Source organism: Streptomyces sp. 3211.6 (assembly GCF_003634815.1).
In the GTDB taxonomy this organism is placed as follows: domain Bacteria; phylum Actinomycetota; class Actinomycetes; order Streptomycetales; family Streptomycetaceae; genus Streptomyces; species Streptomyces katrae_A.
In genome coordinates, this window is record NZ_RBXC01000001.1 from 988,941 (window position 1) to 1,015,599 (window position 26,659).

The 26,659-nt window shown below is 76.7% G+C and carries 14 protein-coding genes and 1 pseudogene; 10 read left to right on the forward strand and 5 right to left on the reverse strand.

Annotated elements, in window-relative coordinates; all coding sequences use genetic code 11:
* Positions 1-114: 114 nt before the first annotated feature.
* From BX286_RS04755 to BX286_RS36400, 4 genes and pseudogenes are all read left to right on the forward strand, one after another.
* Positions 115-1,269, forward strand: coding sequence for an AAA family ATPase (locus BX286_RS04755; protein WP_187344090.1), 1,155 nt, complete (start codon positions 115-117; stop codon positions 1,267-1,269).
* Positions 1,266-6,215: a DUF5682 family protein gene (locus BX286_RS04760; protein WP_222842051.1), complete on the forward strand. Its 4,950-nt coding sequence runs from the start codon at positions 1,266-1,268 to the stop codon at positions 6,213-6,215. Before BX286_RS04755 ends, BX286_RS04760 begins: the two co-directional genes overlap by 4 nt.
* Positions 6,212-8,461, forward strand: coding sequence for a hypothetical protein (locus tag BX286_RS04775; protein ID WP_187344091.1), 2,250 nt, complete (start codon positions 6,212-6,214; stop codon positions 8,459-8,461). Before BX286_RS04760 ends, BX286_RS04775 begins: the two co-directional genes overlap by 4 nt.
* A gap of 199 nt (positions 8,462-8,660) precedes the next feature.
* Positions 8,661-9,908 (forward strand): annotated as a pseudogene (locus BX286_RS36400) (DUF6777 domain-containing protein); the annotation flags it as partial.
* Between the two features lie 362 nt (positions 9,909-10,270).
* Here BX286_RS36400 and BX286_RS04790 read toward each other — a convergent pair.
* On the reverse strand, positions 10,271-11,506 hold the full coding sequence (locus tag BX286_RS04790) for an erythromycin esterase family protein (RefSeq protein WP_121014610.1): 1,236 nt from the start codon (positions 11,504-11,506) through the stop codon (positions 10,271-10,273).
* 81 nt (positions 11,507-11,587) lie between these two features.
* Here BX286_RS04790 and BX286_RS04795 point away from each other — a divergent pair, with 81 nt between their 5' ends.
* The 6 genes from BX286_RS04795 (at position 11,588) to BX286_RS04820 (ending at position 23,482) form a co-directional block, all read left to right on the forward strand.
* A complete protein-coding gene (locus tag BX286_RS04795; RefSeq protein ID WP_121014611.1) occupies positions 11,588-12,373 on the forward strand; it encodes a TioE family transcriptional regulator in 786 nt (261 codons plus the stop codon).
* Positions 12,374-12,501: 128 nt separating this feature from the next.
* The gene (locus BX286_RS04800; protein ID WP_187344093.1) at positions 12,502-14,796 is read left to right on the forward strand and encodes an MMPL family transporter; all 2,295 of its coding nucleotides are present in this window, start codon (positions 12,502-12,504) and stop codon (positions 14,794-14,796) included.
* 110 nt (positions 14,797-14,906) lie between these two features.
* On the forward strand, positions 14,907-20,243 hold the full coding sequence (locus tag BX286_RS04805) for a type I polyketide synthase (protein ID WP_148710256.1): 5,337 nt from the start codon (positions 14,907-14,909) through the stop codon (positions 20,241-20,243).
* Between the two features lie 13 nt (positions 20,244-20,256).
* Entirely contained in the window at positions 20,257-20,904 is a 648-nt protein-coding gene (locus BX286_RS04810; protein WP_148710257.1) for a 4'-phosphopantetheinyl transferase superfamily protein, read from the forward strand.
* Positions 20,905-21,078: 174 nt separating this feature from the next.
* Positions 21,079-23,037 carry a SpoIIE family protein phosphatase gene (locus BX286_RS04815; protein ID WP_121014615.1) on the forward strand — a complete coding sequence of 653 codons (1,959 nt, stop codon included), beginning with the start codon at positions 21,079-21,081 and terminating at the stop codon, positions 23,035-23,037.
* A 196-nt stretch (positions 23,038-23,233) separates the two neighbouring features.
* Positions 23,234-23,482 (forward strand): response regulator transcription factor, encoded by a 249-nt coding sequence (locus tag BX286_RS04820; protein ID WP_079424096.1) that lies wholly within the window; start codon positions 23,234-23,236, stop codon positions 23,480-23,482.
* Between the two features lie 34 nt (positions 23,483-23,516).
* On the opposite strand, the gene BX286_RS04825 is transcribed toward BX286_RS04820, so the two are convergent.
* From BX286_RS04825 to BX286_RS36405, 4 genes are all read right to left on the reverse strand, one after another.
* On the reverse strand, positions 23,517-24,557 hold the full coding sequence (locus BX286_RS04825) for a serine/threonine-protein kinase (protein WP_079424098.1): 1,041 nt from the start codon (positions 24,555-24,557) through the stop codon (positions 23,517-23,519).
* 181 nt (positions 24,558-24,738) lie between these two features.
* Entirely contained in the window at positions 24,739-25,308 is a 570-nt protein-coding gene (locus BX286_RS04830; protein ID WP_100864728.1) for a hypothetical protein, read from the reverse strand.
* 137 nt (positions 25,309-25,445) lie between these two features.
* Positions 25,446-25,925: a hypothetical protein gene (locus BX286_RS04835; protein ID WP_121014616.1), complete on the reverse strand. Its 480-nt coding sequence runs from the start codon at positions 25,923-25,925 to the stop codon at positions 25,446-25,448.
* Between the two features lie 107 nt (positions 25,926-26,032).
* Positions 26,033-26,626, reverse strand: coding sequence for a hypothetical protein (locus BX286_RS36405; RefSeq protein WP_159036889.1), 594 nt, complete (start codon positions 26,624-26,626; stop codon positions 26,033-26,035).
* Positions 26,627-26,659 lie beyond the last annotated feature (33 nt).

The window sequence follows — 26,659 nt, forward strand, 5'->3', positions numbered from 1 at the left end:
CGGCCCCGGCGGGGGCGCGGGCCCTGACCGGCCCCGCCCCCGCCGGGCCCCTCCTTCCTTTCCGTACGGCGGAAGCCTCCGTACGGCTGAAGCCGAGAACACGAGGACTTGACCATGACCATGACCGAACCGTCCGCACCCGCACGGCAGGTCGTGCCTGCCGAGGAGCGGTACGCCGCCGAACTGGCCTTCCTCGCCGCCCAGGACACCGGCCCCCGTCCTCCGGGCTGGGCGCTGACCCCGCGCGCGGTGGTCACCTTCGTGTGCGGCAGCGACGGCGAGGAGCTGGCCCTGCCCAAGCGGCGCGGCGGGATGCCGTCGAAGCTGGTGATCGCGCCGAAGTTCGTCGGCGAACGCGCCCTGGTGGAACGCTGCGTGGTGACCCTGGCCGGTGAGCGGGGGCTGCTGCTCACGGGTGAGCCGGGCACCGCCAAGTCGATGCTGTCCGAGCTGCTGTCGGCCGCCGTGTGCGGCACCAGCGCGCTCACCGTGCAGGGTACGGCGGGCACCACCGAGGACGCCTTCCGCTACGGCTGGAACTACGCCCTGCTGCTGGCGCAGGGCCCGACCCGGCAGGCCCTGGTCGACTCCCCCGTGCTGGCGGCGATGCGCACGGGGCGGGTGGTACGGGTCGAGGAGATCACCCGCTGTCTGCCCGAGGTGCAGGACGCGCTGGTGTCGATCCTGTCCGACCGGCGGGTGAGCGTGCCCGAGCTGACGGCGACGGAGGACTCGGTGGTCTCGGCGGCCCCCGGCTTCACCGTCATCGCCACCGCCAACCTGCGCGACCGGGGCGTCTCGGAGATGTCGGCGGCGCTCAAGCGGCGCTTCAACTTCGAGACGGTCGGCCCGATCTCGGACCCGGACGCGGAGGCCGCGCTGATCCGCCGGCAGGCCGTGGCCGCGGTGGAGCGGGCCGGGGCGGCATTCGGGGTGGACGACAGCGTGCTCGACGCACTCGTCACCGTCTTCCGGGACCTGCGCTCGGGGCGCAGCGCGGAGGGCTGGGACGTGGAACGGCCCGGAACGGTCATGTCCACGGCGGAGGCGGTGCAGGTGGCGGCCTCGCTGGGGGTCGCGGCCGCGTACCTGCCGGGCGGTGACGTGCTGGACCTGCTGCCGGGGCACCTGCTGGGCGTCGTCCGCAAGGACGACCCGGCCGACCACGGGCGGCTGCTGGGCTACTGGGACGGCCCGGTGCGCCGCCGGGCCGAGGACGGCTCGGCGATGTGGCGCCGGCTCTGGGACCTGCGCGGGAGCCTGCGTTGACGCTCGCCGCTGATCCACGGAAGGCCGTGGAGGCCCTGGCCGCCTCGCGCACGCCGTACCTGCTGGGCGTACGGCACCACAGCCCCGCGCTGGCCGCGGTGGTTCCGGCGCTGCTGGACGCCGCGGACCCGGAGGTGGTCTGCGTGGAACTGCCGGCCGACTTCCAGCCGTGGCTGCGCCACCTGGCCGACCCGGAGACCGTCGCCCCGGTGGCCCTGGCGGGCCTCGGCCGCGAGGGCCGGCTGGCCTTCTACCCGTTCGCGGACTTCTCCCCGGAACTGGCGGCCCTCCGCTGGGCGCGGGAGCACGGCGTGGAGGTCCTGTGCTGCGACCTCCCCCTGTCGGACGGGGGCTGGTCCCTGACGGCGGCGGCTGGCCCGGGCCCCGGCGGGGCCGACGGGCCGGGTGCGGACCGTGCCGACGGGCCCGCCGAGGCCGCCGCAGGGCGCCGGGCGGAGCCTGCCTCCGCGTCGGCTCCTGCCGCGACCGGACCAGGTGCCGACCGTGGCAACGAGCCCGCCGAGGCCGTCGTCACGCGCGGCACGGGCCCTGCCGACGGGCCGGATGCCGACCTTGCCGACGGGCCCGCCGAGGCCGCCGCCGGGTGCGGTGCGGACCCTGCCGAGGCGCCGGGTACCGACCCTGCCGACGGGCCCGCCGGTGACGCCGTCCGGCGCCGGACGGAGCCTGCCGCCGCGTCGGCTTCGGCTGCGACCGGACCAGGTGCCGACCGTGGCAACGGGCCCACCGAGGCCGTCGTCGGGCGCGGCTCGGAGCCTGCCGACGAGCCGGGTGCGGACCTGACCGGACCCGCCGGCGGGCCCCGGGCGGGGGACGCCCCGGCGGAGGCGGACGTGCCGAGCGGCCGGGACGGTGCCGCTGTGGGGCGGCGGTCGTACGCGGAGGCGCTCGCCGCGTCCGGGTCCGGGCGCGACGGGGACGACATGTGGGACCGGGCCGTGGAGGTCCTGGCCCCGGGCTGCTCCCCGGAGGCCGTGCGCCGCGCCGCGCTCGGCGTCGGCTGGGCCCTGCGCGCCGACGCGGGCACCGTCCCGGCGACGGACCTGGCGCGGGAGTCGCACATGCGCGACGTCCTCTCGGCGGCCGGCGAGGGCGGCCGCCGGGTGGCGGCGGTGATCGGCGCCTTCCACGCCCCGGCACTGCTGACGGGCACCCCGGTACCAGGACCGCGCAGGGGTGGGGCCGAGGCCCGACCCGAGGCCGGGGCCGGATCAGAGGCCGGGGCCGGATCAGAGGCCGAGGCCGGATCAGAGGCCGAGGCCCAGGCCAAGGCCGACGCCCAGACAGAGACCATGCCTTGGACCGAGACTGGACCCCGGGGCGGGACCGGGCCCCAGGCCAAGGCTGACGGCCAGACACGGGCTGACGCCCAGACAGAGAGCGGATCTCGGAGCGAGACCGGACCCCGGACCGAGGCCGGAGGCCAGACAGAGGACGGACCCCAGACGGAGGCCAGCGGCAAGGCCGGTAGCGATGGCGGGGTCGGTAGTGGCTCCGGCGGCTCGATCCGGGTGGGAGCCGAAGCTCCGGCCGGAGACGGTTCCGGCGCTGCCGGGGGCCGAGGCGGTACCGGGTCCGCGTCCGAGCCGGGTGACGGGGCCGAGGGCGGAAGCCGGGCGGCCGGGGCCCGTGCGGGCGTTCGGGCCCGGGGCGTCGCCGGGTCCGCGCGGCCGGGGGCCGGGGACGGGGTGGTGACCTCGTTCGTCGCGTACTCCTACGATCTGCTCGACTCCCGCTCCGGCTATCCCGCCGGGATCCGGGATCCGCTGTGGCAGCAGGCCGTCTTCGAGGCCGGCGGGGATCCGGTGCGGCTGCGGGAGGCGGCCTCGGCCGCGCTCACGCGGCTGTGCCGGGAGCTGCGCCGGGCCGGGCACACCGCCGGGACCGGGGAGGCCGCCGAGACCCTGCGGCTCGCCTGCGATCTGGCAGGGCTGCGCGGGCTCCCCGCACCCGGCCGGGGCGAACTCCTCGAGGCCGTCACCACGGTGCTCGGGCAGGGCGAACCCCTCGGCCGGGGGCGGGCGCTGGCCCGCGCCCTGGAGGCCGTCTTCGTGGGAACGGGCCGCGGCCGGACCACTCCGCACGCCCCGCGCTCCGGTCTCGGCCCCTCCGTGGAGGCGGAGTTGGCGGGCCTGCGGCTGCCGTCCCCCGAGGACCCGGCGCCGCGCGAGGTACGCCTCGACCCCCTGCGCTCCGAGCTCGACGGGCGCCGCGAGGTGCTGCTCCGGCGCCTGCTGGTCTGCGGGGTCTCGTACGGCGAGCCCGTGGACGTCGCCGTCACCGGCGACGGCACCGCCCTGGGCAGCAAGTGGCGGTTGTCCTGGACCCCTTCGGTACCGGCCCGCCTGGACCTGGCGGGGGTCCGCGGCGTCACCGCCGCCCAGGCGGCCGCGGGTACGCTGCGCGACACCGCACGCCGCGAGGCCGCCGAGGGCGGCCCGACTGCCGCCCAGGTACTGGCCGGGCTGGAGGCCGCCGCACGCTGCGACCTGCCCGAACTGGTCGACGTACGGCTGGAGGAGGCGGCCGCCGTGCTGCCTCAGACCGCCGGGGTGGCGGAACTCCTGGGGGCCGTCGACCTGTTGGAGGGGCTGCGGCGCGGCCACCTGCCCGGCGCCTCCGCCGGGGCCCGGGCCGTCGCCGAGGCGCTGGCCGGCGATCTGCTGGACACCGCCGTACGGTCGCTGCCCGGCCTCGCGGGCAGCGACGACCCCGCCGACGCGGCCGCCCTGGTGGCCCTCTCCGACCGGGCCGCGGCCCGCCGGCTGGGGGTGCGGATGGACGCCGCCCTGGCGGAACTCGCGGAGGGCGGGAGCCCGTTGATGCGGGGGGCGGCGCTGGCCGTACGGGTGCTGCTGGACCTGGACCCGGCCGCCGGGCTGGGTGCCCGCGCCGCCGCCTGGGTGGACGGGGCCGCCACGGCCGACGGGCGGCGCACCCTGGCCCGCCGGATCGCCGGGCTGCTGACCGCGGCCGGGCCGCTGCTGGAGACCTCCCCCGCCGCGCTGACCCCGCTGCTGGACCGGGTGGACGGCCTGGCCGACGAGGCCTTCCTGCAGCGGCTGCCCGCGCTGCGGGCCGGGTTCGACACGCTGTCCCCGGCCGCGCGGGACCGGCTGCTGGACACGGTCACCGAGCGCCTCGGCGACCGGCTCGACCTGACCCTCGACGCACCGGCCGCCCTGCTCGCCCTCTGGGCCGCCGCCGACGCGGCGGGGCTGGGAGCCCTCAAGGAACTCCCGCTGCCCACCCGTTCGACCCAACCGACGGCCTCGACCGCCGACGGCACTCCCCCGACCTGCCCGGACCCGAGCAGTCCGACCGCGGGAGCGGAGGCGCACGCGCCCGCGGCGCAGCCGACCGCGACCGGCGCCGCGGCAGCGACGGCCACCGACCCCGCGGACGCAACCCCCACCCGTACGGGTGAGCAGACCGGCACGGCCGCCGCCGAAGGGGCAGCCCACCCGGGCAGGCCCGAGCCAGACGGGCCGGCCGCCGGAGCGGCGGCCTCACCGCAACCGGAGCACCCGACGGGCACCAACCCCGGAGACGCGGCCCCCACCGGTACAGCTGAGCAGCAGACCAGTACGGCGGCCGCCGGAGGGGCAGCGCACCCGGATTCGGGCGCGGTGGACTCCATCGATCCGGCGCAACCAGGCGGCGCGATCCCCCGAGCAGCGACGCCCGGACACCCGCAGCGACCCTCCCGGACGGCCGGGGGAGCCGTGGCCCGCAGCCGTGCGGCGCGGCCGACGGGTACGGCCGCGCAGGCGGCGGCCCTTGAAGGGGCCGGCTCCGGCGACGGGCAGCGGCTGACGGCCGCCGACCGGTGGCGGCTGCTGCTGGGGCGCCAGCGTGACCGGCTGCCCGCAGGGGCGCACCGTTACGCCCGCGCCCTCGACGAGCTGTACGGCGCGGGGCGCGGCGAGGGCTCCGGGGACGTCGGCCGGTCCGGGCCCGGCGGCGGGGACGGGCCGTCCTTCCCGACGGCCCGGGAGTGGTCGCAGGAGCTGGAGTCGCTGTTCGGTGCCGACGTACGGGAGGAGGTGCTCGCGGACGCGGCGGGCGCGGGCCGTACCGACGTACTGGCCCAGCTCGACCCGGCGTCCGTGCGGCCCTCCGTGGAACTGCTGACCTCCGTGCTCTCCCTGGCCGGCGGCATGCCCGAGCAGCAACTCGCCCGGCTGCGGCCGCTGGTGAAGCGGCTGGTCGACGAGCTGGCGGCGCAACTGGCCACCCGGATGCGACCGGCCCTGTCGGGCCTGTCCACCCCGCGCCCGACCCGGCGCCCCGGCGGCCGGCTCGACCTGGCACGCACCCTGCGGGCCAACCTGGCGCACACGCGGCGCCTCGACGACGGACGGGTGGTCGTGGTCCCGCAGCGGCCGGTGTTCAGCACCCGCGCGTCCCGTGAGGCGGACTGGCGGCTGATCCTGGTGGTGGACGTCTCCGGCTCGATGGAGGCCTCCGTGGTCTGGTCGGCGCTGACGGCGGCCGTGCTGGGCGGGGTTCCGACCCTGTCCACGCACTTCCTGGCCTTCTCCACCCAGGTCGTGGACCTGACCGGCCGGGTCGCCGACCCGCTCTCCCTCCTGCTGGAGGTCCGCGTCGGGGGCGGTACCCACATCGCGGCGGGCCTCGCGCACGCCCGGACCCTGATCACGGTGCCGAGCCGCACCCTGGTCGTGGTGGTCAGCGACTTCGAGGAAGGCGCCCCGGTCGGGGGCCTGCTCGGGGAGGTCCGTGCGCTGGCCGCGTCCGGAGCCCATCTGCTGGGCTGCGCCGCGCTCGACGATTCCGGCGCGCCCCGGTACTCGGTCCCGGTGGCGCGGCAACTCGTCGCGGCCGGGATGCCGGTGGCCGCGCTCAGCCCTCTCGCCCTGGCCCGCTGGGTGGGCGACCGACTCCGTGGGGAGGCCCGATGACCAGCCCGCTGTTGCCGCCCGTCGCCGCCGAGGTGACGGCGGAGGCCGTGGAGGCCCTGAGCGCCCGGCTGCGCAAGAAGCTCGACGCGGCCGTGGAGGGCTGCCGGGACGGTGCGGAGGCCGGGGCGGACGGGAGCGTCGTCGTCTCCTTCGGCGAGGACGCGGTGGTGACGCTGCGCCCGGGGCCCTCGGGGGCGGTCGCGGAGGCCGGGCAGGCCGCCTGCACCTGCCTCCTGGCGCCGCGCTGTCTGCACCGCGCGGCGGTCCTGGCCGCGTGCCCGGTGGCGGACCCGCTGCCATGGCCCGGGCCGGGCGAGGACGCAGGGGTGTCGGCCTCATGGTCGGAGGCGGGGTCCGGGCCCGGCGGGGCATCCGGCCCGGACCCGGACCCCGGGGCCGGACCGTTGCCCGCCGGCACGGTCGCCGCTGCCGGGCGGGAGGCCACCACGGCCGAGGGCCCCGCCCCGCATGCGGACGCGCTGCCTCCGGGCCACGGCACTGCGGCCGCCGGACCCGCCGGCACGCCGGGAATGGCCGCAAGGACCGGCCCGGCCGGAAACGGCCTCCCGGGTGGCGCCGGAGCCGCCGAGCAGCCCGATGCCACCGGACGGCCCCACACCCCAGGCCCAGCCGGGACCGAAGGCACAGCCGGGGATACAGGCACAGGCGCCCCAGGCACCGGGGCCGGCGCCGGGGCCACAGCCACAGGCACCGCCGGCGCAGGCACCGCCGGCGCCGGTATCACCAGCCCAGGCAGCCCCGGCGCCGCCCCTAGGGCCGCCGAGGCCAGGGCCGTCGTGGGTGGGGCGGGTCGGGGTGGGGGCGCGCCTAGTGCCGCGCAGGTGCGGGCCGGGGCCGGGTTGTGGGCCGTGGGGGCCGAGGCGCTGGCGGCCGGGGTGGCCGCCGGGGGTGCCGTCGTGCAGGCCGAGTTGCTGCGGGCCGCGCACACCGCGCGCGTGGCCGGGCTGCCCGGTGCCGAGGCCGCCGCGCTGCGGGTGGTGCGGGGGCTGCGGGCCGCGCGGGAGCGCAGGGCCGGGGAGCGGCTGGCCGACCTGGCCGCCGCCTTCGAATCGCTGCTGCGCACCGCCGCGCTGCTGGCGGCCGGTACGGGCGGCCCCGGGCTGACCGGGAGCGGCCGCCGCGCCTACGCGTCGGGAGGCAGCCTGAGGGTGCACGGCCTGTGCCGGGAACCCGTGCTGACCGCGACCGGCTACGGGGGCGTGGTCACCCACCTCCTCGGTGCGGACGGCGTGCCCTACTCGCTGTCGGACGTCCGTCCCGGCGGACTCGCCCGCGCCAGGGGTGCGGGGGCCGCGTCCGTGGCCCTCGGCGGCGGGGTCCTCGATCATGCCGGCCTCGCGCGCGGCGGCCTGCGCATCGCCGGGGCGACGGTCTCCGCCGACGGGCGGCTCGGCGCGGGGCGCGGGGTCCGGGCCACGCCCGTGCCGGGCCTCTCCTGGGACCGGGAGCCGGTCGCCGCGCTGTTCGCCCGCCCGGCGGCCGAGGCCGTCGCCGGGCTGCTCGCGCAGGACGCCGAACCCGGCCTGCTGGGCTGCGCCGTCCGGGTGGAGGGCGCGGCCGGCGACCACGTCCTCGCACGGGAGCTGTCGCCCGACGGCACGGTACGGGCGGACGCGCCGCTGCTGCGGCTGCTCCCCGCGCACCCGCACCCGGAGCTGGCGCACACCGCGAACCTGCGCCGGCTGGCCGGCTGGCCGGGGCTGGCGCTGCGGGTCCTGGGCCGCCCGGACCCGGACCGGGCTGCCACGCTGCGGCCGCTCGCGGTGGGGCCGGTGCCCGGGGCGGGGTACACGCTGCGGCTGCCGCCCGAGTGGCGGGACCGGGCCGACCTCGGCTACGACCGCCTCCAGGGCGGCCACGTCACCGGCGAGGCCCCCGCCGCCGCGCCGGGCCCCGTCGCACCGGGTCCGGATCCGCTGGCCGACTCGCCCCTGTGGCGGGTACGGCGGCTGCTGGAGGCCGGGGTCGCGGGCGGCCGCCGTGCGGTGGCGGAGTCGGCGCGGTCGCCCGAGCCGGAGGCCGAGTACGGGCCGTTGCGCCGGGCCGGCTTCACGGCGGCGGCCGGCCTGGCCGCCGCCCTCGTCGCGGAGGCGGACCGGCGGCCCCGGGACGCCTTCGGCCGGCTCACCGACCCGTCGGCCGACGGGTACGCGTGGGCCTGGCTGGCGGCCTCGGCGCACCTGACGGCGGCGCGGCGGTCGTTGGTGGCCGCCTCCTGGGCGTAGGCCGACGTGGGCCCGGCGTGGGCCCGGCGTAGGCCCGGCGTAGGCCCGGCGTGGGCCCGGCGTAGGCCGTTCGGCTTGCGGACCCCATGGGGCCGGGGGACACAATGGGCCCTAACGGTGTGAAACTCGGATGAAATTGCATAAAAAATGCACACCGTTCGAGTTTCACGTTCCTGCGCCCGCCCGGTGGGAGGGGAATGTGAGTTCCGAACCGCTGTCAGAGCGTCCCACCGGCCCGCCCTCCGGCCCCCTCTCCGGGCGCCCGTCCGGAGACCAGGGCGGTCCACCGCCACCGCCCCCGCCCTCGGGCGGCGGCCCGCCGTCGGGTCCCGGCGGACCGCCGCCGTCCTCCGGCGGGGACGGCCACCGCCCCTGGTGGCGGTCCGTGCCGCGGATCGCGGCGATCACCGCCGCCGTCGTCGTCGCCGTGGTCCTGGCCGTGGTCCTCGGCCGCCCCGGCAGCCAGACGGCCTCGGCCGGGGAGGTCATCCTCCAGCCCACGGACGACGCGGGCGTGGACCCCTACACCCCGTCGACCGCGAACACCACCTCCGCCCTGCCCGCGGCGGCCCCCAGCACGGCTCCCGCCAAGCGGGACAACATCGCCAGCGTGGCGGGCTCGGAGCCGGGCCTCTACGGCGGCACCCGCAACACCGCCAGCTGCGACGTGGAGAAGCAGGTCCGCTACCTGTCGGCCGACCCCGCCAGGAACCGTGCCTTCGCCTCGGTCGTGGGCGTGCAGGAGTCCTCGGTCCCGAGCTATCTGCGGTCGCTCACGCCCGTGCAGCTGCGTTCGGACACCCGCGTGACCAACCACGGCTACCGCAACGGCGTCGCCACCAGCTACCAGTCCGTGCTGCAGGCGGGCACGGCCGTGCTGGTGGACAAGTACGGGGAGCCGAAGGTGCGCTGCGCCTGCGGCAACCCGCTGAGCCGGGTGGTCCCGCAGCAGGGCACGCCGCGGCAGAAGGGGCCCAGCTGGCCCGGGTACCAGCCGCAGAACGTGGTGGTCGTCAACCGCTCGACCACGGTGATCAACGTCTTCGTCATCTACGACCCCAAGGACAAGCAGTGGGTCCACCGGTACACGGGTGACCAGGTCCACCACGACAAGCCGGCCCCTCCCCCGCCCCGGCACTGGCCGACGAGCCCGCCGCCCCCGCCGACGACCTACACCCCGGGGACCCAGACGCCCTGGACGCACACCCCCGGAACGCAGACACCCGGAACGCAGACGCCCGGGACGCAGTCCCCGGGCACCAGGACGCCGACCACCGAGTCCCCGGGCACGAAGTCCCCGGGCACCACGCCCCCGGCGACGCAGACCCCGGGCGTGAAGCCGCCGACGACCACCCCGACCGGCACGCCCACGACCACCCCGACCGGGGCGACCCAGACCCCCGCCACGCCGACGCCCACGACCCCCTCGCCGGCGAGCGAGACCCCGGCCACCCTCACGCCCACTCCGACCCCCACCGCCGAAGCGACGCCGACCCCGACCCCGACGCCCCCCTCGGCGACCGTGACCCCGTCCACCGAACGGACGGTCACCCGGCCGCCGACCACTCAGCCGCCGACCACTCAGGCGCCGACGACCCGGGCGCCGTCCACCCCGCCGCCGGTCACCGAGAAGCCCGCGGTACCGCCCCCGGAACCGACCCAGGCACCCGTCACCCCGCCGCCGCCCACCCGGGCACCGGAACCCCCCGCGCCTCCCACCGAGGCCCCGCCCCCACCGACCGAGCGGCCCGCTGAACCGCCCGCCCCCGACCAGAACCAGCAGAACCAGAACCAGAACCAGCCCGGGTACTAGCCCGGCCGTCCGACCTCCCGCCGGGGCCCGGCCTCCGGCGGGAGGTCGCGTACGTACACGAGCCCGTCGACCGACGTCAGGTGCGCCGGGTCCAGCGGCGCGTAGCCGAACCAGGGCGAGACGCGCCGTGCGGGCGGCGTGCCACCGAGGGCGGCGGCCAGCCCGCGGGTGTCGACGAGAGGGCGGTCCTCCGGCAGCGCGTGCAGCAGCCCCTCCACCGTGTCCTGGGGCGGGGTGTCCACCCCGTGGTGCCGGATCGTGCCGACGGCCGTGGAGACGAAGGCGTACTCCCGGCCGAGGCGGGCGTCCACCAGCGCACCGGCGCTCCACCACTCCATCGGTGCCCCGCCCATCCGCATGCTGCTCTTCTCCCGCTGGAGGTGGGCGTTGTGCGCGAAGACCAGGACCGGCCCCCGCTCGGTGAGGGCGAGGAGGTTGTCGGCCATCATCCGGTCGCGTACCCCCGACAGCCGGGCCCAGCGCAGCGGCGAGCGGTCGGCCGTCCAGTGGTGGTAGTGCAGCAGGCCGGTGGCGGTGCGCCCGTACAGGCGCGCCCGCTCCCAGTCCTCCCTCGAGGTGTCGGAGATCAGCTGCGGGGCCTGCTCGTCGAGCAGCTCCACCAGGTCGTCGGCGAGCAGCCGCAGCTCCCGGGCCGCGGCGGAGCGCCCCACGGACAGCGCCGGGTCCCACATCACGCCCTCGTCGGTCCACGGTCCGTCGGCGTCGAGCAGGCGGTCGAGCGCGTCGGCGTCGCAGGGGAGCAGCGAGGGATCGACCGATGCCGCGAGGAGGCCGTGGAGGGCGGTGAGGGCCTGCCGGGGGCTCTCGGCCGAGGTGATCTCCAGCGGGCCGTCGATGCCGGCGAAGCGCAGGCGGCCGGCGGCGGGCCGGGCGGCGTTGTACTGGCGCATCCAGCGCACGAGCTCGCGGTTGGCGGCGGAGGCGCCGAGCCCGTGGCTGAAGCCCTGCTCCATGACCGCGTCGAGGGTGCCCTCGCCGGTGGCGAGGTAGTCGTCCACGACCAGGCCCCGCAGGCAGTCGCTCTCGATCGCGACCGTCCGGTAGCCCTCCTCCTCGATCAGCCGGCGGAAGAGGTCGTTGCGCAGTTCGAGGAGGGCGTCCTCGCCGTGGGTGGGCTCGCCCAGGGCGAGCACACGGGGCCGGGTCCCGAGCAGTTCCATGAGGGCGGCGGCGTCGAGCGTACGGGTGGTGTCCTTGATGTCGATTGCCATGCCTTCAACGCTATCGTTGAACCTTCGGTGGAAACTTTTGCCAAGCCTCTGCCCGCTACCACCGCAGGTATCGTCGGTCCTGTGGAAGAGAACCTTCAAAGGGGCAGGAAGCTCAGGCCGGTCGACCTGGCGCGGGCGCACGGTCTGTCCACGCAGGCCGTCAGGAACTACGAGGAGGCCGGGGTCCTGCCGCCCGCCGCCCGCGGCGGCAACGGCTACCGCGCCTACACCGCGAGGCACGCCCTGGCCCTGGCCGCGTTCCTGGCGCTGGTGCCCGGCCACGGCCACGCGACGGCGACGGCGGTGATGCGGGCGGTGAACCGGGAAGCCGTGGACGAGGCCTTCCGCCTCATCGACCTGAGCCATGCCCAGCTGGCGGAGGACCGGCGCACGCTCGAAGCCGTGGAGCGGGCCCTGCGCGACCTGGCTCCCCCGCCCGGCGCGGAGACGGGTACAGGCACAGACAAAGGCGGGGGCGCGGACACGGCGCCGGAGGCCGGGGGGAGGGCCGGCGGGGCCGGCGGCCGGTTCATCGGCTCCCTCGCGCGGGAGCTCGGGGTCCGGCCCGCGACCCTGCGCAAGTGGGAGGCGGCCGGGCTGGTGCGCCCGCCCCGCGATCCGCTGACCGGGTACCGCCGCTACGACGCGGCCGCCGTGCGCGACGCCCGGCTCGCCCACCAACTGCGGCGGGGCGGCTACCTGCTGGAGCAGATCGCCCCGCTGGCCGAGCAGGTACGGGCGGCGGGCGGGCTGGAACCGCTGGAGGCCGCCCTCGGCAGCTGGCGGGCCCGGCTGTCGGCCCGCGGACGGGCCCTGCTGGCGGGGGCCGCGGAGCTTGAGGCGTACCTCCGGGAGCCTGTCAAGTAACGAACAGCCGGGGCTACGGGCCCCGCCCCTCCCCCGGGCACGGTGGAAGTCCACCGCCCCGCGCACCGTCGGGTGCCGGAGCACCCGTCCGGACCGGAGGCATCATGTTCCGTCGTGCGGGGGACCGCGTGACCCGCCGTCCCCGACTCGTGCTCCTCGCCGCGCTGGCCTTCCTCGTCCTGTCCGCCGTGTTCGGCGCGGGAGCGGCCGGCCGGCTGAAGAGCCAGGGCTACGACGATCCGCGCTCCGAGTCCAGCCGCGCCGCCCGGCTCCTGGCCGAGCACGCGGGGGCCGAACCGAATCTGGTCCTCGTCGCACGGGCCCGTACCGGCTCCGTCGACGACCCGGCGGCCCGCCGCGCGGGCGAGGCCCTGACCGCGCGGCTCGCCGCCGAACCGCACGTGAGCGGGGTGACCTCGTACTGGTCCGCGGCTCCCGGGGCCGCGCAGCTGCGCGGCCGGGACGGGGGCGCGGCCATGCTGGTGGCGCATCTGGACGGCGAGGGCGAGCAGCTGGGCGAGCGCGCCAGGCGGCTGGGCGAGGAACTGGGCACCGGCACCCCGGACGGCGGCGCCGGACAGGTCCTGGCCGTGCACGTCGGCGGTGCGGCCATGGTCGACGCCGAACTCCAGGACATCTCGGAGTCCGATCTGAAGCGGGCCGAGGCCGTCGTCCTGCCGGGCACCCTGGTGCTGCTGGTGCTGGTCTTCGGCAGTGTGGTGGCCGCGGCGCTGCCGCTGCTGATCGGGGTGCTGGCCATCGCCGGGACCCTGCTCGTGCTGAGCCTGCTGGGCGGCGTCACGGACGTGTCCGTGTTCGCCCTGAACCTCACCACGGCGCTCGGCCTGGGGCTGGGCATCGACTACGGGCTGCTGGTCGTCTCCCGGTTCCGCGAGGAGCTGGCCGCCGGACACCTCCCGCGCGAGGCCGCCGTGCGGACCGTGCGGACGGCCGGGCACACCATCGGGTTCAGCGCCGCGACGGTCGCCGCCGCCCTGGCCACCCTGCTGGTCTTCCCCCCTTACTTCCTGCGCTCCTTCGCGTACGCGGGCATCGCCGTGGTGGCCATCGCGGCGGTCAGCGCCGTGACCGTGCTGCCCGCGCTGCTGACGCTGCTCGGCGAACGGGTCAACGCCTGGCCCGTGCCCTGGCGCCGGCGGGCCCGCAGCGGCTCGGGCTCGCGGCTGTGGGAGGGGCTTGCGCGGATCGTCGTACGGCGGCCGCTGCTGGCGGCGCTGCCGGTGATCGGCCTGCTGCTGGTCCTCGCCGCGCCGTTCGCGCACGCCGGTTTCGCCACCCCGGACGACCGGGCGCTGCCGGTGAGTTCGTCCAGCCGGCGGACCGGCGACCTGGTGCGCGAGGAGTTCGACCCGGCGGGCGCGGGCCCGCTCACGGTGGTGCTGACGGGCGCGGTGTCCGCGTCGGAGCGGGCCGACTACGCCCTGAGGCTGTCGCAGCTGCCGCAGGTGGCCCGGGTGACCGGGCCCGGCGTGGGCTTCCGGCAGGGCCTGCCGGAGCCGGCACCCGGGCCCGCCCCGCAGGCCGCCCCGCAGTCTTCCCCTCAGGACGCCCCGGCCGGGGCGGGCTCCGACGGCACCGGCCCGGAGCGGCTTTCCGTGGTGCCGCTGGGCGATCCCCGGTCGAGCGCCGCGCAGCGGCTCGTGCACGAGGTCCGGGCCACTCCGGCCCCGGCCGGCGCGACCGTCCTCGTCGGCGGGCCGAGTGCGGTCCTGGTCGACGCCAAGGCCACGGTGGGGGCGCGGCTCCCGCTGGCGCTGTACCTGATCGCCCTCACCACCTTCGTCCTGCTGCTCGGCTTCACCCGGAGCCTGCTGCTGCCGCTGAAGGCGATCGCGCTGAACGCCCTGAGCCTCGCCGCCGTCCTCGGCGCGATGGTCTGGGTCTTCCAGTCGGGCCATCTGCGCGACCTGCTGGGCTTCACCCCCGGGCCGCTCAGCACGACCATGCCGGTCCTGCTGTTCTGCATCGTCTTCGGGCTGTCGGTGGACTACGAGGTGTTCGTGCTCGCGCGCATCAAGGAGGCGCACGAGGCGGGCGAGGACAACCCCACGTCGATCGTCTCGGGCATCTCCCGCACCGGCGGCATCGTGACGACCGCGGGCGCCCTGCTCGCGTTCACCCTGCTGAGCTTCGGCACCTCGCAGGTCTCCCTCCTGCAGTTCTTCGGCATCGGCGCCGGCCTCGGCGTCCTCCTCGACGCCACCCTGGTGCGGGGCGTCCTGGTACCGGCGCTGATGCGCCTGGCGGGCTCCTGGAACTGGTGGGCGCCCTGGCCGCTGACCGGCGCGCAGCCGGCGCCCCGGCCCCCGCCGCCCCGTCCCGCGCCGCCCCCTCCGGCCGGCATCTGCCCCACCCGGGCGGTACTGGCGCCGCCCCCGGCCCCGGCCCCCGCGCCGCCCTGACCCCGGCGCGCCCCGCCCCGTTCCCCCCGACCCGTTCCCCCTCGACCCGTTCCCCCGACCCGTCCCCCCTCCCCCGTCACCACGACACGGAAGACCGAAGGAAGACCCTCATGACCGACATCGCCATCACCGGACTCGGCTGCCGCTTCCCGGGCGCCCGCGACACCCGCGCCTACTGGAAGCTCCTGATGAGCGCAGAGCGCCAGTTCTCCCCCGTCCCGGCGGAGCGCTGGAACCACGGGACCTTCCACGAGCCCGGCAACCACTCGGCCACGCACGCCGCCTACACCGACCAGGTCGCCTTCCTGGACGGCGTGGACCGCTTCGACGCCCTCCACTACGGGGTGCCCCCCGCGCGCGCCCGGGCCATGGACCCGCAGCACCGGCTGATGCTCGACGTCACCCGCGAGGCGCTCGAGGACGCGGGGATGGGGCGCGGCGACTTCGACCGGGAGAACACCGGCGTCTTCTTCGGCATCTCGGTCTCCGACTACAAGGACCTGATGGCGGCCCCGCTGCGCGCGATCTCCCTGGCCGAGCAGGAGGGGGCCGCGGACGGCTCCTTCGACCGCGACGCCGCCCGGGAGCAGGCCCAGCGGTTCGGCACCGTGCAGTCCTTCACGCTGCCCGGGAGCCTGCTCAACATGGCCTCCGGCACGGTGAGCCGGCAGTTCGACCTCGGTGGCCCCAGCTTCGCCGTCGACGCCGCCTGCTCCGGCTCGCTCGTCGCCCTCGACCAGGCGATCGCCCAGCTGCACCGGGGCGCCTGCCGGATCGCCGTCGTCGGCGGCGTGTACCTCAACCTCACGCCCGACAGCCTGATCGGCTTCTCCCGGCTGCGCGCGCTGTCCGCGGCCGGGGTGTGCCGCCCGTTCGACGCGGAGGCCGACGGCTTCGTCCTCGGCGAGGGCGCCGGCACGGTCGTCATCCGGCCGCTCGCCGACGCGCTCGCCGCCGGGGACCGCGTCTACGCCGTGATCAGGGGCATCGGCTCCGCCAACGACGGGGCCTCCCCCGGCCCGCTGGTGCCCACGGCCGAGGGCCAGCTGCGCGCCATGCGCCGCGCGTACGAGGACGCCGGGGTCCCGCCGTCCTCCGTCGGCTTCCTGGAGGCCCACGGCACCGGCACCGCCGCGGGCGACCGCGCCGAGATCGAGGCACTGCGGCGGCTGCGCACCGAGTGGCCGGACGACGACCCGAGCCTGTGCTACCTCGGCTCGGGCAAGGCCCTCATCGGGCACTCGCTGTCGGCGGCGGGCATCGCGGGCCTGATCAAGACGGCCCTGGTGGTCCACCACCGCACGATCGTGCCGCAGCCGCGCACCGCCCCGCACCCGGAACTGGGCGTCGCCGCGGCCGGCCTGCGCTTCGCCGAGGCCCCGCGGCCGTGGGCGGACGGGAACGCCCCGCTGCGGGCGGCCGTGAGCTCCTTCGGCTTCGGCGGCACCAACGTCCACGTGGTGCTGGAGGAGCGGCCCGCGCCGGCGCCGGCCGGCCCGCCTCCGGAGCCCCCCTTTCACGGCGCCGGCACGCCCCAGCTGGTCCTCCTCTCGGCCGGCAGCCCCCGCCTGCTGGACCGGCACATCGGCGACGTGCTCGGCGCCCTCGAGGCACTCGACCCGGCGGACCGGCCCCCGCTGGGGGCGCTGGCCCACACCCTGGGCGGGCGTCAGCCGCTGAAGACGCGCCTGGCGATCGTGGCCGCCGACACGGAGGAGTTCACGGAGCGGCTGCGCCGGGCCCGCCGGCAGCTGGAGGACGGCGCCCGGGGTGACCTCGGCGACGACGCCTTCGCCGCCGAGGCCCCGCTGCCGGCCGCGCAGCGCCGCATCGCCCTGCTCTACCCCGGCCAGGGCAGCCAGCGGCCGGGCATGATGCGCGACCTCTACGAGCGGTACGCCGGGTTCCGTACGGCCGTCGACGCCCTGGGCGCGGTGGCCGGACCGGACACGGCCGCCCTGCTGTACGGGACGGGCTCCGCCCGCGGCCAGGCTGAGGAGGCCATGCGGCGGCTCACCGCCACCGAGGTCTGCCAGCCGGTGCTGGGCACCGTCCAGGTCGCCGCCACCCGCTTCCTCGCCGACTGCGGCATCACCCCGGACCTCACCCTCGGCCACAGCGTCGGGGAGTTCGCGGCGGCGGCCGCCGCAGGGGCGCTGACCGGCGAGGACACCGTACGGCTGCTGGCCGGGCGGGGCGCGGCCCTGGGGCGGGCGGCGAAGAACGGCCCGCCGGGCGGGATGCTCGCCGTGCAGACGGACGAGGAGACCTGCCGGCGGCTGGTCGAGGGGATCGACGGCGTGTGGCCGGCCTGCTTCAACGAGCAGCGCCAGATCGTGGTCAGCGGCACCGCGGAGGGCCTGGCCGCCCTGCGGGAGGCCTGTGCCGGGGCCGGAGTGGTCACGGTGGCGCTGGAGGTGGCGGGGGCCTTCCATTCCCCGCTGCTGGCCCCGGCCGAGGAGGAGGTGCGCACGCTCCTCGCCGCCCGGCGGATCGTCGCTCCCGTGGTGCCGTTCGTCTCGTCGGTGAACGGGGAACGGTGTGCGGACCCCGCCGCGCTGCGCGGGCTGTGGGCCCGGCACGCGTCCGCGCCGGTCCGCTTCGGCGACGCGGTCCGCACCGCCTACGAGCAGGGTGCGCGCGTGTTCCTCCAGGTCAACGGCGGGAGCTCGCTGCTCACCCCGGTACGCCGCACCCTCTACCACCACGACGACGTGCACCTCTTCGCCGCCGACGCGGTGGAACGGGAGGACGGCCGCGGCTTCGTCCGGACCCTGGCCCGGCTCGCGGTCCTGGGCGCCCCCGTCGACCCGCGGGGCCTGGTACCGGCCGAGCACCGCCGGCTGCTGGACCTGCCGCCGGCGGAGCTGGACACCCAGTCCTACTGGGTACCGGGCAAGCGCCCAGCCCCGGCGGGACGCGCCACGGCCCGGCCCGTCGCGCCCACGGAGCCTCCGTCGGACGACACCGCGGACGAACTCCTGCGCATGATCCGCCACCAGGCGGCCCTCCTCACCCACCTCACGAACGCCCTCCCGTCCCCCCGCCCGGCTCCCGCACAAACACCCCCGGACCCCGCCCCCGCGACTGTCACGGCCCCGTCCGACACGACCCAGGCCGACACGGCCCAGGCCGAGGCAGGCCAGGCCGAGGCAGGCCCGGCCAGCGCAGGCCCGGCTGAGGTAGGCCCGGCTGAGGCAGGCCCGGCCGTGGACGCCACGGCCGGTGCCACCCCGCCAGCGGACGCTCAGGCAGCAGCCGCGCCGGTAGTGGACCCCCGCGCCGCGGACGCCCGGGCCGGTCGGGCCCCGGCCGCCACCGGCCTCGCCGGTCCTCCGCCGGCAGCACCGGACCCGGCCGGCGCTGCCCCGCAAGGCCCGGCCCTGACCTCGGCGACCGCCCCCGAACCCACGGTCCCCACCCGGACAACCCCCGCCGCTCGGCTCACGGTGCCGGCACGGGGCGGCGTCGGGGCGGCGTCCGCCGACCGGGTGCCCGCCCCGCCGGCCTCCGTACCGGCTCCCGCCGGCCCGCTCGCTCCTCGCGTGCCGGCCCGCGAGGAGCCCGTGCCCGCCGCGACCGCCCCGGAGGCGTCGTCGCCGCCGGCCGGCTCCGGCGCGGCCGACACCACCCAGGCGGGCGCCGCGGCCGACGTGGTCACCGAGTCCGTGTTCGCGCACGTGGCCCGGGTCAGTGCCTTCCCCGTCAGCCATCTGCGCGGGGACCAGCTCCTGGTCGACGACCTCGGTTTCGACTCGCTGATGCTGACCGACCTGTTCACGGCCCTGGCCCGGCAGTGGCCGCAGTGGGCCCTCGACGAGAGGGCCGCCGACCGGCCGACCATCGCCGGGCTGGCCGCGCTGATCGCCGCCGCCACCCCGGTCCCCGTACCGCAGGCCGTGCCGGAGCCGGCCGCCACGGTCGCCGTACCGGAGGTCTCCCCCGAGGCCGCACCAGCCGCCGCACCGACGGGCTTCAGCCCGCCGGCCGCCCCCGCCCGGGCCGCCACCCCGGCCCCCGCACCCGGCATGTCCCCCGAGGCCGCACCGGCGGCCGTACCGGAGGTGTCTCCGGAGGCCTCCCCCGAGGCCGCGCCGGTGGCCCTCCCCGCGCCGCCCGCCGCCCCCGCGGCCGCGGCCCCCGCGGCCGGGCCGGCGCCCGGCTGCGACCCGCCGCCCGCAGGGCACTCGCTGCCCGACGCGCACACGCGGATCGAGTGCTTCCCCGAGGTCGCCCGCCACGGCGAGCGCCTCGCGCTCCTCGACCGGACGGGGCTGGCCAACCCGTACTTCCTCGTCCACGAGGGCGGCCTGACCGGCACCACCGTGGTCGACGGCCGGGAGCTCGTCTCCTTCTCCGGCTACAACTACCTCGGCATGGCCACGGACCCGCAGGTCACGGCGGCGGCCACCGAGGCCGTGGAACGCTACGGCACCTCGGTGTCCGCCAGCCGGCTGCTGTCCGGCAACCGCCCGCTCCACCTGGAGCTGGAGGCGGAACTCGCCGGTCTGCTCGGCTGCGAGGACGCCCTCGCCCTCGCCAACGGCCACGCCACGAACGTCACCGTCATCGGGCACCTCGTGGGGCCCGGGGACCTCGTGGTCCACGACGCCCTCGCCCACGACAGCATCCTGCAGGGCTGCCGGCTCTCCGGCGCCACGCGCCGGCCGTTCCCGCACGACGACGCCGCCGCCCTGGACGCCCTCCTCGCACAGATCCGCCACCAGTACCGCAGGGTGCTCGTGGTCGTCGAAGGCGTGTACAGCATGGACGGCGACATCGCCGACCTGCCCGCCCTCATCGAGGTCAAGCGCCGGCACGGCGCCCTGCTGATGGTCGACGAGGCGCACAGCATCGGGACGATCGGCCCGACCGGCGGCGGCGTCGGGGAGTACCACGGCGTCGACCGCGCGGCCGTCGACCTCTGGGCGGGCACCCTCTCCAAGGCCCTGGCCGGCTGCGGCGGCTACGTCGCGGGCACCGACCGGGTGGTCTCGTACCTGCGCTACACCGCCCCCGGGTTCGTCTACAGCGCCGGGCTGACCCCGGCCGACACCGCCGCCTCCCTGGCCGCGCTGCGCCTGCTGCGGGCCGAGCCGGAGCGGGTGGCCCGCCTGACGGCGAACGCCGCCCTGTTCACCCGTCTCGCACGGGCGGCGGGCCTCGACACCGGCGACAGCCACGACACGCCGGTCGTGCCGTGCATCATCGGGGACTCGGCCAAGACCCTGCGCCTCGCGGAGGCCCTGTTCCGGCAGGGCATCAGCGTCAACCCCATCCTCCATCCGGCCGTCCCGGAGGAGAAGGCCCGGCTGCGGTTCTTCGTCACCCGCGACCACACGCCCGAGCAGATCCGCCGGACGGTGACCGCCCTGACGCGGGAACTGCGCCGGCTCGACGCGGCGGAATCCGGCGGTGCCGCCGACGCGGCGCCGGCCGCCGCCTGACCCGGGGCCCGCCATGGACACCGTCTTCCTGCCGCTCGCCCCGGGCCGCGTGCACCACTGGGGCGGGGCCGGGCTGCTCGTGGCCCACCGCCCCGACCTCACCCACCTGCCGCTGTGCCTCTCCCCCGCCGAACAGCGGGTGGCCCGCGCGCTGCCGGCCTGGCGGCGGTCCGAGTGGATGGCGGGCCGCCTCCTCGCCAAGCGGCTGGCCGGCGAACTCCTCGGGGCGCCGGCGCGGGAGGTGGAGGTCCTGCCGAGGGACGACGGCAGCCCGCAGCTCCTCGTCGGCGGCCTGCCGCTGCCCCGCGTGCACGTCTCCATCAGCCACACCCCCGGCCACGCCGCCGCAGCGCTGGCGCGGCGGCCGGTGGGCGTGGACCTGTGCGAGACGGCCTCCGCCGCCGCCGTGCGCCGGGTCGCGGACCACGCCTTCTCCGCGGGGGAGCTCTCCCTGATCGGCCCGGACCGGGCCGAGGCGCTGGCCGGGGCGTGGGCGCTGAAGGAGGCCGCGGTCAAGGCCGACCGCAGCGGGGTGTTCGGCCCCGCGCCGCGCCGGGTCCCGCTGCTGGGGCTGCGGCCTCCCGCGCTCGGCGGGCCGCGCCGGGCGATGGCCTGGCGGACCGGGGAGGCGGTCGTGGCCCTCGTCCTCACGGGTCCGTGACACGGCGGACTCACCGGCCCGTGACGCGGCGCCCCCACCGGCCCGTGACGCGGCGCCCCCACCGGTCCCTGACACGGCGGACGGCACCGCGTTGCGTTGGTGCTCCCCGCCCCGCCGGATCATGCTTGTCAGTGGAGCACCCTGGCCGGACTAGCGAGGGCGAGATGAGCGGCGATGGCGCAACTTCCCACCTTTCCCGGTGATCGGCCGCAGGAGACGAGCGGCTCCGCCGGGGCGGCGTACACCGCCACGGCCACCATCGCCGAGGACGGCGTCGTGACCGAGTGGGGCGCAGGCGCCCGCCGGCTGCTCGGATACGCCTCCTCCGAGGTCGTGGGGCAGCCCGCGGCCCGGCTGCTGGCCGAGGACGGCGGGGCCGTCTGGGAGACCGGGCCGGGGCGGGACCGGTGGAACGGCACGGTGGCGCTGCGGCACCGGGACGGGCGGCGCGTGGAGGTGCCGTTGCTCGCGCACCGGTGGACGTCGACGGGCGGGACCGTCAAGTGGACGGTGGTGTCCGCGGTGCCGGGCGCGGCCGAGCCGTCCTGGGAGGCTCCGCTGAACGAGTGGGCGTTCGCCCAGTCGCCCTGTTTCCTGGCGGTCTTCGACGCGGACCTGCGGCTGCAGCGGGCCAACACGGGCATGCAGCGCACCCTCTCCCTCACCGAGGAGCAGATGCGCGGGCTGCGGCTGCCGGAGATCGCCCCGGACCCGGTGAGCGACGAGACGGAACGCCGGATGCGCCTGGTCGTCGAGACCGGCGAGCCGCAGCAGCTGACCGCGTTCGTCCCCCTGACGGGCGAGGGGTCCGAGCACGGCTGGGAGACCTCGCTGGCCGCGCTGCGCGACCGGGACGGGCGGGTGCGGGCGGTGTGCCTGGCCGCGCACGACCGCGGTTCGGCCGAGCACGCCCCGCACCCCGAGCACCTGCGGCTGGCCGAGGAACTGACCGACCGGCCGGCCGAGGGCGCCGCGCCGCCGGACGGGCCCGGCCGGGAGCACCGCGAGCACACCACCACGATGACGCTGCAGCGCAGCCTGCTCCCGCACACGCTGCCCCAGCAGGGGGCGCTGGAGATCGCCACCCGTTACCTGCCCGCGGGCGGTGAGGCCGGTGTGGGCGGCGACTGGTTCGACGTGATCCCGCTGTCCGGGGCGCGGGTGGCGCTGGTGGTGGGGGACGTGGTCGGGCACGGCATCCGGGCCTCCGCGACCATGGGCCGGCTGCGGACGGCCGTGCGCACCCTCGCGGACGTGGACCTGCCGCCCGACGAGCTGCTGACCCACCTGGACGACCTGATCATCCACCTGTCCGCCGACGAGGCCGATCCGGACGCGCCCGAGGAGTCCGCGGGGGGCATCGGGACGACCTGCCTGTACGTGGTCTACGACCCGGTGACCCGGCTCTGCACCGTGGCCCGGGCCGGGCACCCGCCGCCGGCCGTGGTGTCCCCGGAGGGTTCGGTGTACCTGCTCGACGTGCCGGCCGGGCCGCCGCTCGGGCTGGGGGGCCTGCCGTTCGAGACGATCGAGGTGGAGCTGCCCGAGGGCAGTCTGCTCGCCCTGTACACCGACGGGCTGCTCCAGATCCGGGAGCGCGACCTGGACGAGGCCCTGGACACCCTGTTCTCCGCGCTGACCAAGCCCGCCGCGGCGCTGGACACGGTGTGCGACCGGGTGCTGACGGCGCTGCTGACCCGCCGTCCCGAGGACGACGTGGCGCTGCTGGTGGCCCGGACCCGGGCCCTGCACACCGACAAGGTGGTGGTGTGGGACCTGCCGTCGGATCCCTCGGTCGTCGCCGACGCCCGCCGGTACACCACCGAGCAGCTGACGGCGTGGGAGCTGGACGAGGCCTCGTTCGTCGCCGAGCTGGTGGTGAGCGAGCTGGTCACCAATGCCATCCGCTACGGCCGGCCGCCCATCCAGCTGCGCCTGATCCACGAGAACGACACGCTGATCTGCGAGGTCTCCGACGCGAGCAGTACGGCCCCGCACATGCGGCGGGCCCGGACCTTCGACGAGGGAGGGCGGGGGCTGCTGCTGGTGGCCCAGCTGGCCGAGCGCTGGGGCACGCGGCACGCCCCCACCGGCAAGACCATCTGGGCCGAGCAGTCCCTCGTGGGGTTCTGAGGGAGGGGGTGGTGCGGCTCCGGGTTCCGTGTTCCGGTTCCCTGTGACGCGGCTGTGACAGTCGACGGACAACTCCATGAAGTGGCGCCCGCAAGCTCTTTAACAGGGACATACAGCGACATTCCGATATATGTCCCTCTGCTTCCAAGGGTGTGAGCAGCAGCGATGACCGAGCCGACACGGCGGAGGAAATCCCATGAGCCTCACCCTCGTCCTGGAGCACGTCGAAGCCCCCTCGACCTCGAACTCGGCCTCCACCTCTCTCGCCCCGCGTGAGCAGGAGGCGCTGCGCCACATCGCCGCCGGGTGCACCTACCTCCAGGCCGCCCGGCACATGGGTCTCTCCAAGCACACCGTCGACGCCTACCTGCGCCGCATCCGCGCCAAGTTCGGTGTCAACACCACGGCCGAGCTGACCCGCCTGGCCATCTCGCTGGGCCTCTGACCCACAGGGCACCGGCCCCCCCGGTCTCCCGGCCCTACGGCCCGTACGGCATCGCGCCGTACGGGCCGTCGTGCTGTGCGCGGAAGACGGGCAGGGCCCAGGCCGGGGGCTCCTGCGGCGGCTCGGGGATCACGCAGACCTCGGTGGGCGGGTGCCCGGGCCCGGGCTCGGCGTCGACGCGGCGGGCGGGGGTGCCGGTGGCGGCGCGCAGGGCGGCGACGAACTCCAGGCAGGTGTCGTAGCGGTCCTCGGGCACCTTCGCCAGGCCCTTGGCCAGCACCTCGTCGACGGCGGGCGCGATGTCCGGCCGTTTCCCGGTGAGCGGCGGGGGCTGGTCGTACTGGTGCGCCCACAGCAGCGCGGTCGGATCGGTGTCGCGTCCGAAGGGCGGCCCGCCCGCGAGGGTTTCGTAGACCACGCAGGCCAGGCTGTAGAGGTCGCACCTGCCGTCCACCGGGCGGCCGGAGATCTGCTCGGGTGCCATGTAGTCGACCGTGCCGACGAACTCCCCGGCGGTGGTGAAACCGGTGGGTGACAGCGCCTTCTTCGTGAGTCCGAAGTCGGTGAGGTAGATGTGCTCGGGGTGGTCGCTGTCGGTGCCCGCGGCGACCAGGACGTTGCCGGGCTTGACGTCCCGGTGGACGAGGTCGTGGCGGTGGGCCGCGTCGAGCGCGGAGGCCAGCTGGCCGACGATCCGCAGGGCGGTGGCGACGGGGAGCGGTCCCTCCCGGTCCAGCAGGGCCCGCAGGTCCAGGCCGGCGACGTAGCGCATGGCGATGTAGAGGACGCCGTCGGTCTCGCCGGCTTCGAAGACGGGCACGATGTGGGGGTGGTCGATGGAGGCGGCCACCCGTGATTCGTGGGTGAAGCGGCGCCGGAAGGTCTCGTCGCGGGCGCGTTCGGGGGCGATCAGCTTGAGCGCGACCGTGCGATCCAGCCGCAGGTCCCTGGCCTGGTAGACGACGGCCATGCCACCGCGGCCGATCATGCGCTCGACCAGGTAGCCGGCGATCTGCCGGCCGATGAGCCCGGAGGCCCGGCCCGCGTACAGGTGCAGATTGGATGCCGTGCCCATCAGGCGCCGCCCTCACCCGGCCGCCGCGGTCGCGCTGGGGGCGCGGCGGGCCGCTCTTCGTCATCGAAAGTCTATCGAGTGGTGCTCCGGGGTGCCCCTCGTCGTCGGGGGGCGCCCTACGCACGGGACGTCCTCCGGGGCGGGTGCTCCGGAGGACGTCCGAGGGTGCTTCGGCCCGGGGTCAGTCGGAGCCGCCGTTGCCGCCGCGGCCGCCGGACCCGCTGCTCTCGCAGCCGACGCCGATGCAGATGCCGCCGTTGCCGCCCCGGCCGCCGTCGCCGCCGTCGCCCCCGGGAGGGGCGTCGCCGCCGTTGCCGCCGTTGCCGCCGTTGGCGCTGCCGCGGCAGACGCCGGCGCAGATGCCGCCCTTGCCGCCGTCGGTGCCGTTGCCGCCGGCCGTTCCGGTGGTGCCGTCTCCGCCGTTGGCGCTGCCGTTGCAGAGGCCGGCGCAGACGCCGCCGTTGCTTCCGTTGGTGCCGTTGACGGTGCCGTTGCAGCGGCCGGCGCAGACGTTGTCGCCGACGCGGACGCTGCCGTTGCCGATCTTGACCCCGCCGGTGCCGGTGCCGGAGCCGCCGAAGATCTTCCCGACCGGGCTGCCGGAGCCGGAGCCGTGGTGTGCGAGGACCTGGGCCGGCTGGACCGCCGGGGCGGCCGGGGCGGCGGAGGCGATCGGTGCGAGGGCTCCGGCGCCGAGGAGGGTGGTGGAGACGACGAGACCGAGACGAAGCTTCCAAGAACGTACACGCATGGCATTTCTTCCTTGCTGGGGAACGGTTTCCGCTACGGCTGAGAAGTCTTTTTCCATCGGGATGCGCAGGGCGCCCCGGCCGTTTCGGGCCGGGGCGCCCGGGAGCCTTTCCGTTTCGGCTCGCCCGCCTCGACTGATCAGCCGGCGGAGCCGCTCATCAGGGCGAACCAGTCTCCGTCGAGGTACTGCTTCTTCCAGGTGTCGATCTGCTCGGTGGTGATCTTGTACTTGTCGGCGATCTTGTCCTTCATCGCCTTGGAGTCGTCGGCGGCCATCACCGTGAGCACGATGCGCACCTTGTCCACCACCGTCAGCTCCGACTTGGGCTTGTCGGGCAGGTCGCCGAAGCCGAGGCAAGCCGTTCCGCCGGGCTTGCCGGGCTCGCCCGGCTGGCCGGGCTGACCGCCCTTGCCGCCCTCGCCGCCCTTTCCGCCTTCGCCGCCCGCGCCGCCCGCGCCGCCCAGGACGCAGTCCGAGGTCTGCAGGCCGGGGGCCGAGGCGCTGGTGGCCGCCGGGGTGTGGGACACCGCCGCCTGCGCGGCGCAGGCCGTACCGGTGACGAGGGCCAGGGAGGCCGCGGCCAGGATGAGCGGACGCTGGAAGGGGATCGTGAACATGGGGGTTTCTCCGTTCAGAGAACGTTCGAGTCAGAGGATGGGATGGGATCGGGGGGGGGTGGGGGGGTGGAGGCCCGAGGGCCTCCACCCCGTCATGCCGGGGCCGGTCAGAAGATGCTTCCGCCGCCGGCGCCACCGCCGCCGCCGAGGCCGCCGAAGATGCCGAGGCCGCCGGTGCCGCCCTTGCCGCCGTTGCCGCCCTGGAAGACGCCGAACCCGCCGCCGCCGCCCTTGCCGCCGTTGCCGCCCTTGAGGATGCCGTCGCCGCCGCTGCCGCCGCCGCCGCCGTTCCCGCCGAAGAGGCCGGAGCCGCCCTTGCCGCCGCCGCCGCCGTTACCGCCGATGACGCCGTCGCCGCCACCGCCGCCACCGCCGCCGCCACCGCCGGAGAGGACGCCGTTGCCGCCGTTGCCGCCCTTGCCGCCGTCGCCTCCGGTGCCGAAGACGCTGCCGCCGCCGGAGCCGCCGGAGCCACCGCCGCCGCCGATCAGGCCGCCGCCGCCGTCGCCGCCGTCCCCGCCCTTGCCGCCGCCGTGGGGGAGGGCGGTGACCACGTGGGACGGAGTGGGGGCCGCCATGGCCGTCGAGGCCGGGAGAACGACGCCTCCGGTGACGATGGCCGCCGCGGCCGCCAGAGTGGCGAGACGGAATCCCCTGCGCGTCGGACGAACGGTGCCGGTGGTGTCAAACTTGCGGTTCATGACTTTCTCCTGACTGTGCCTGATATTTATCGG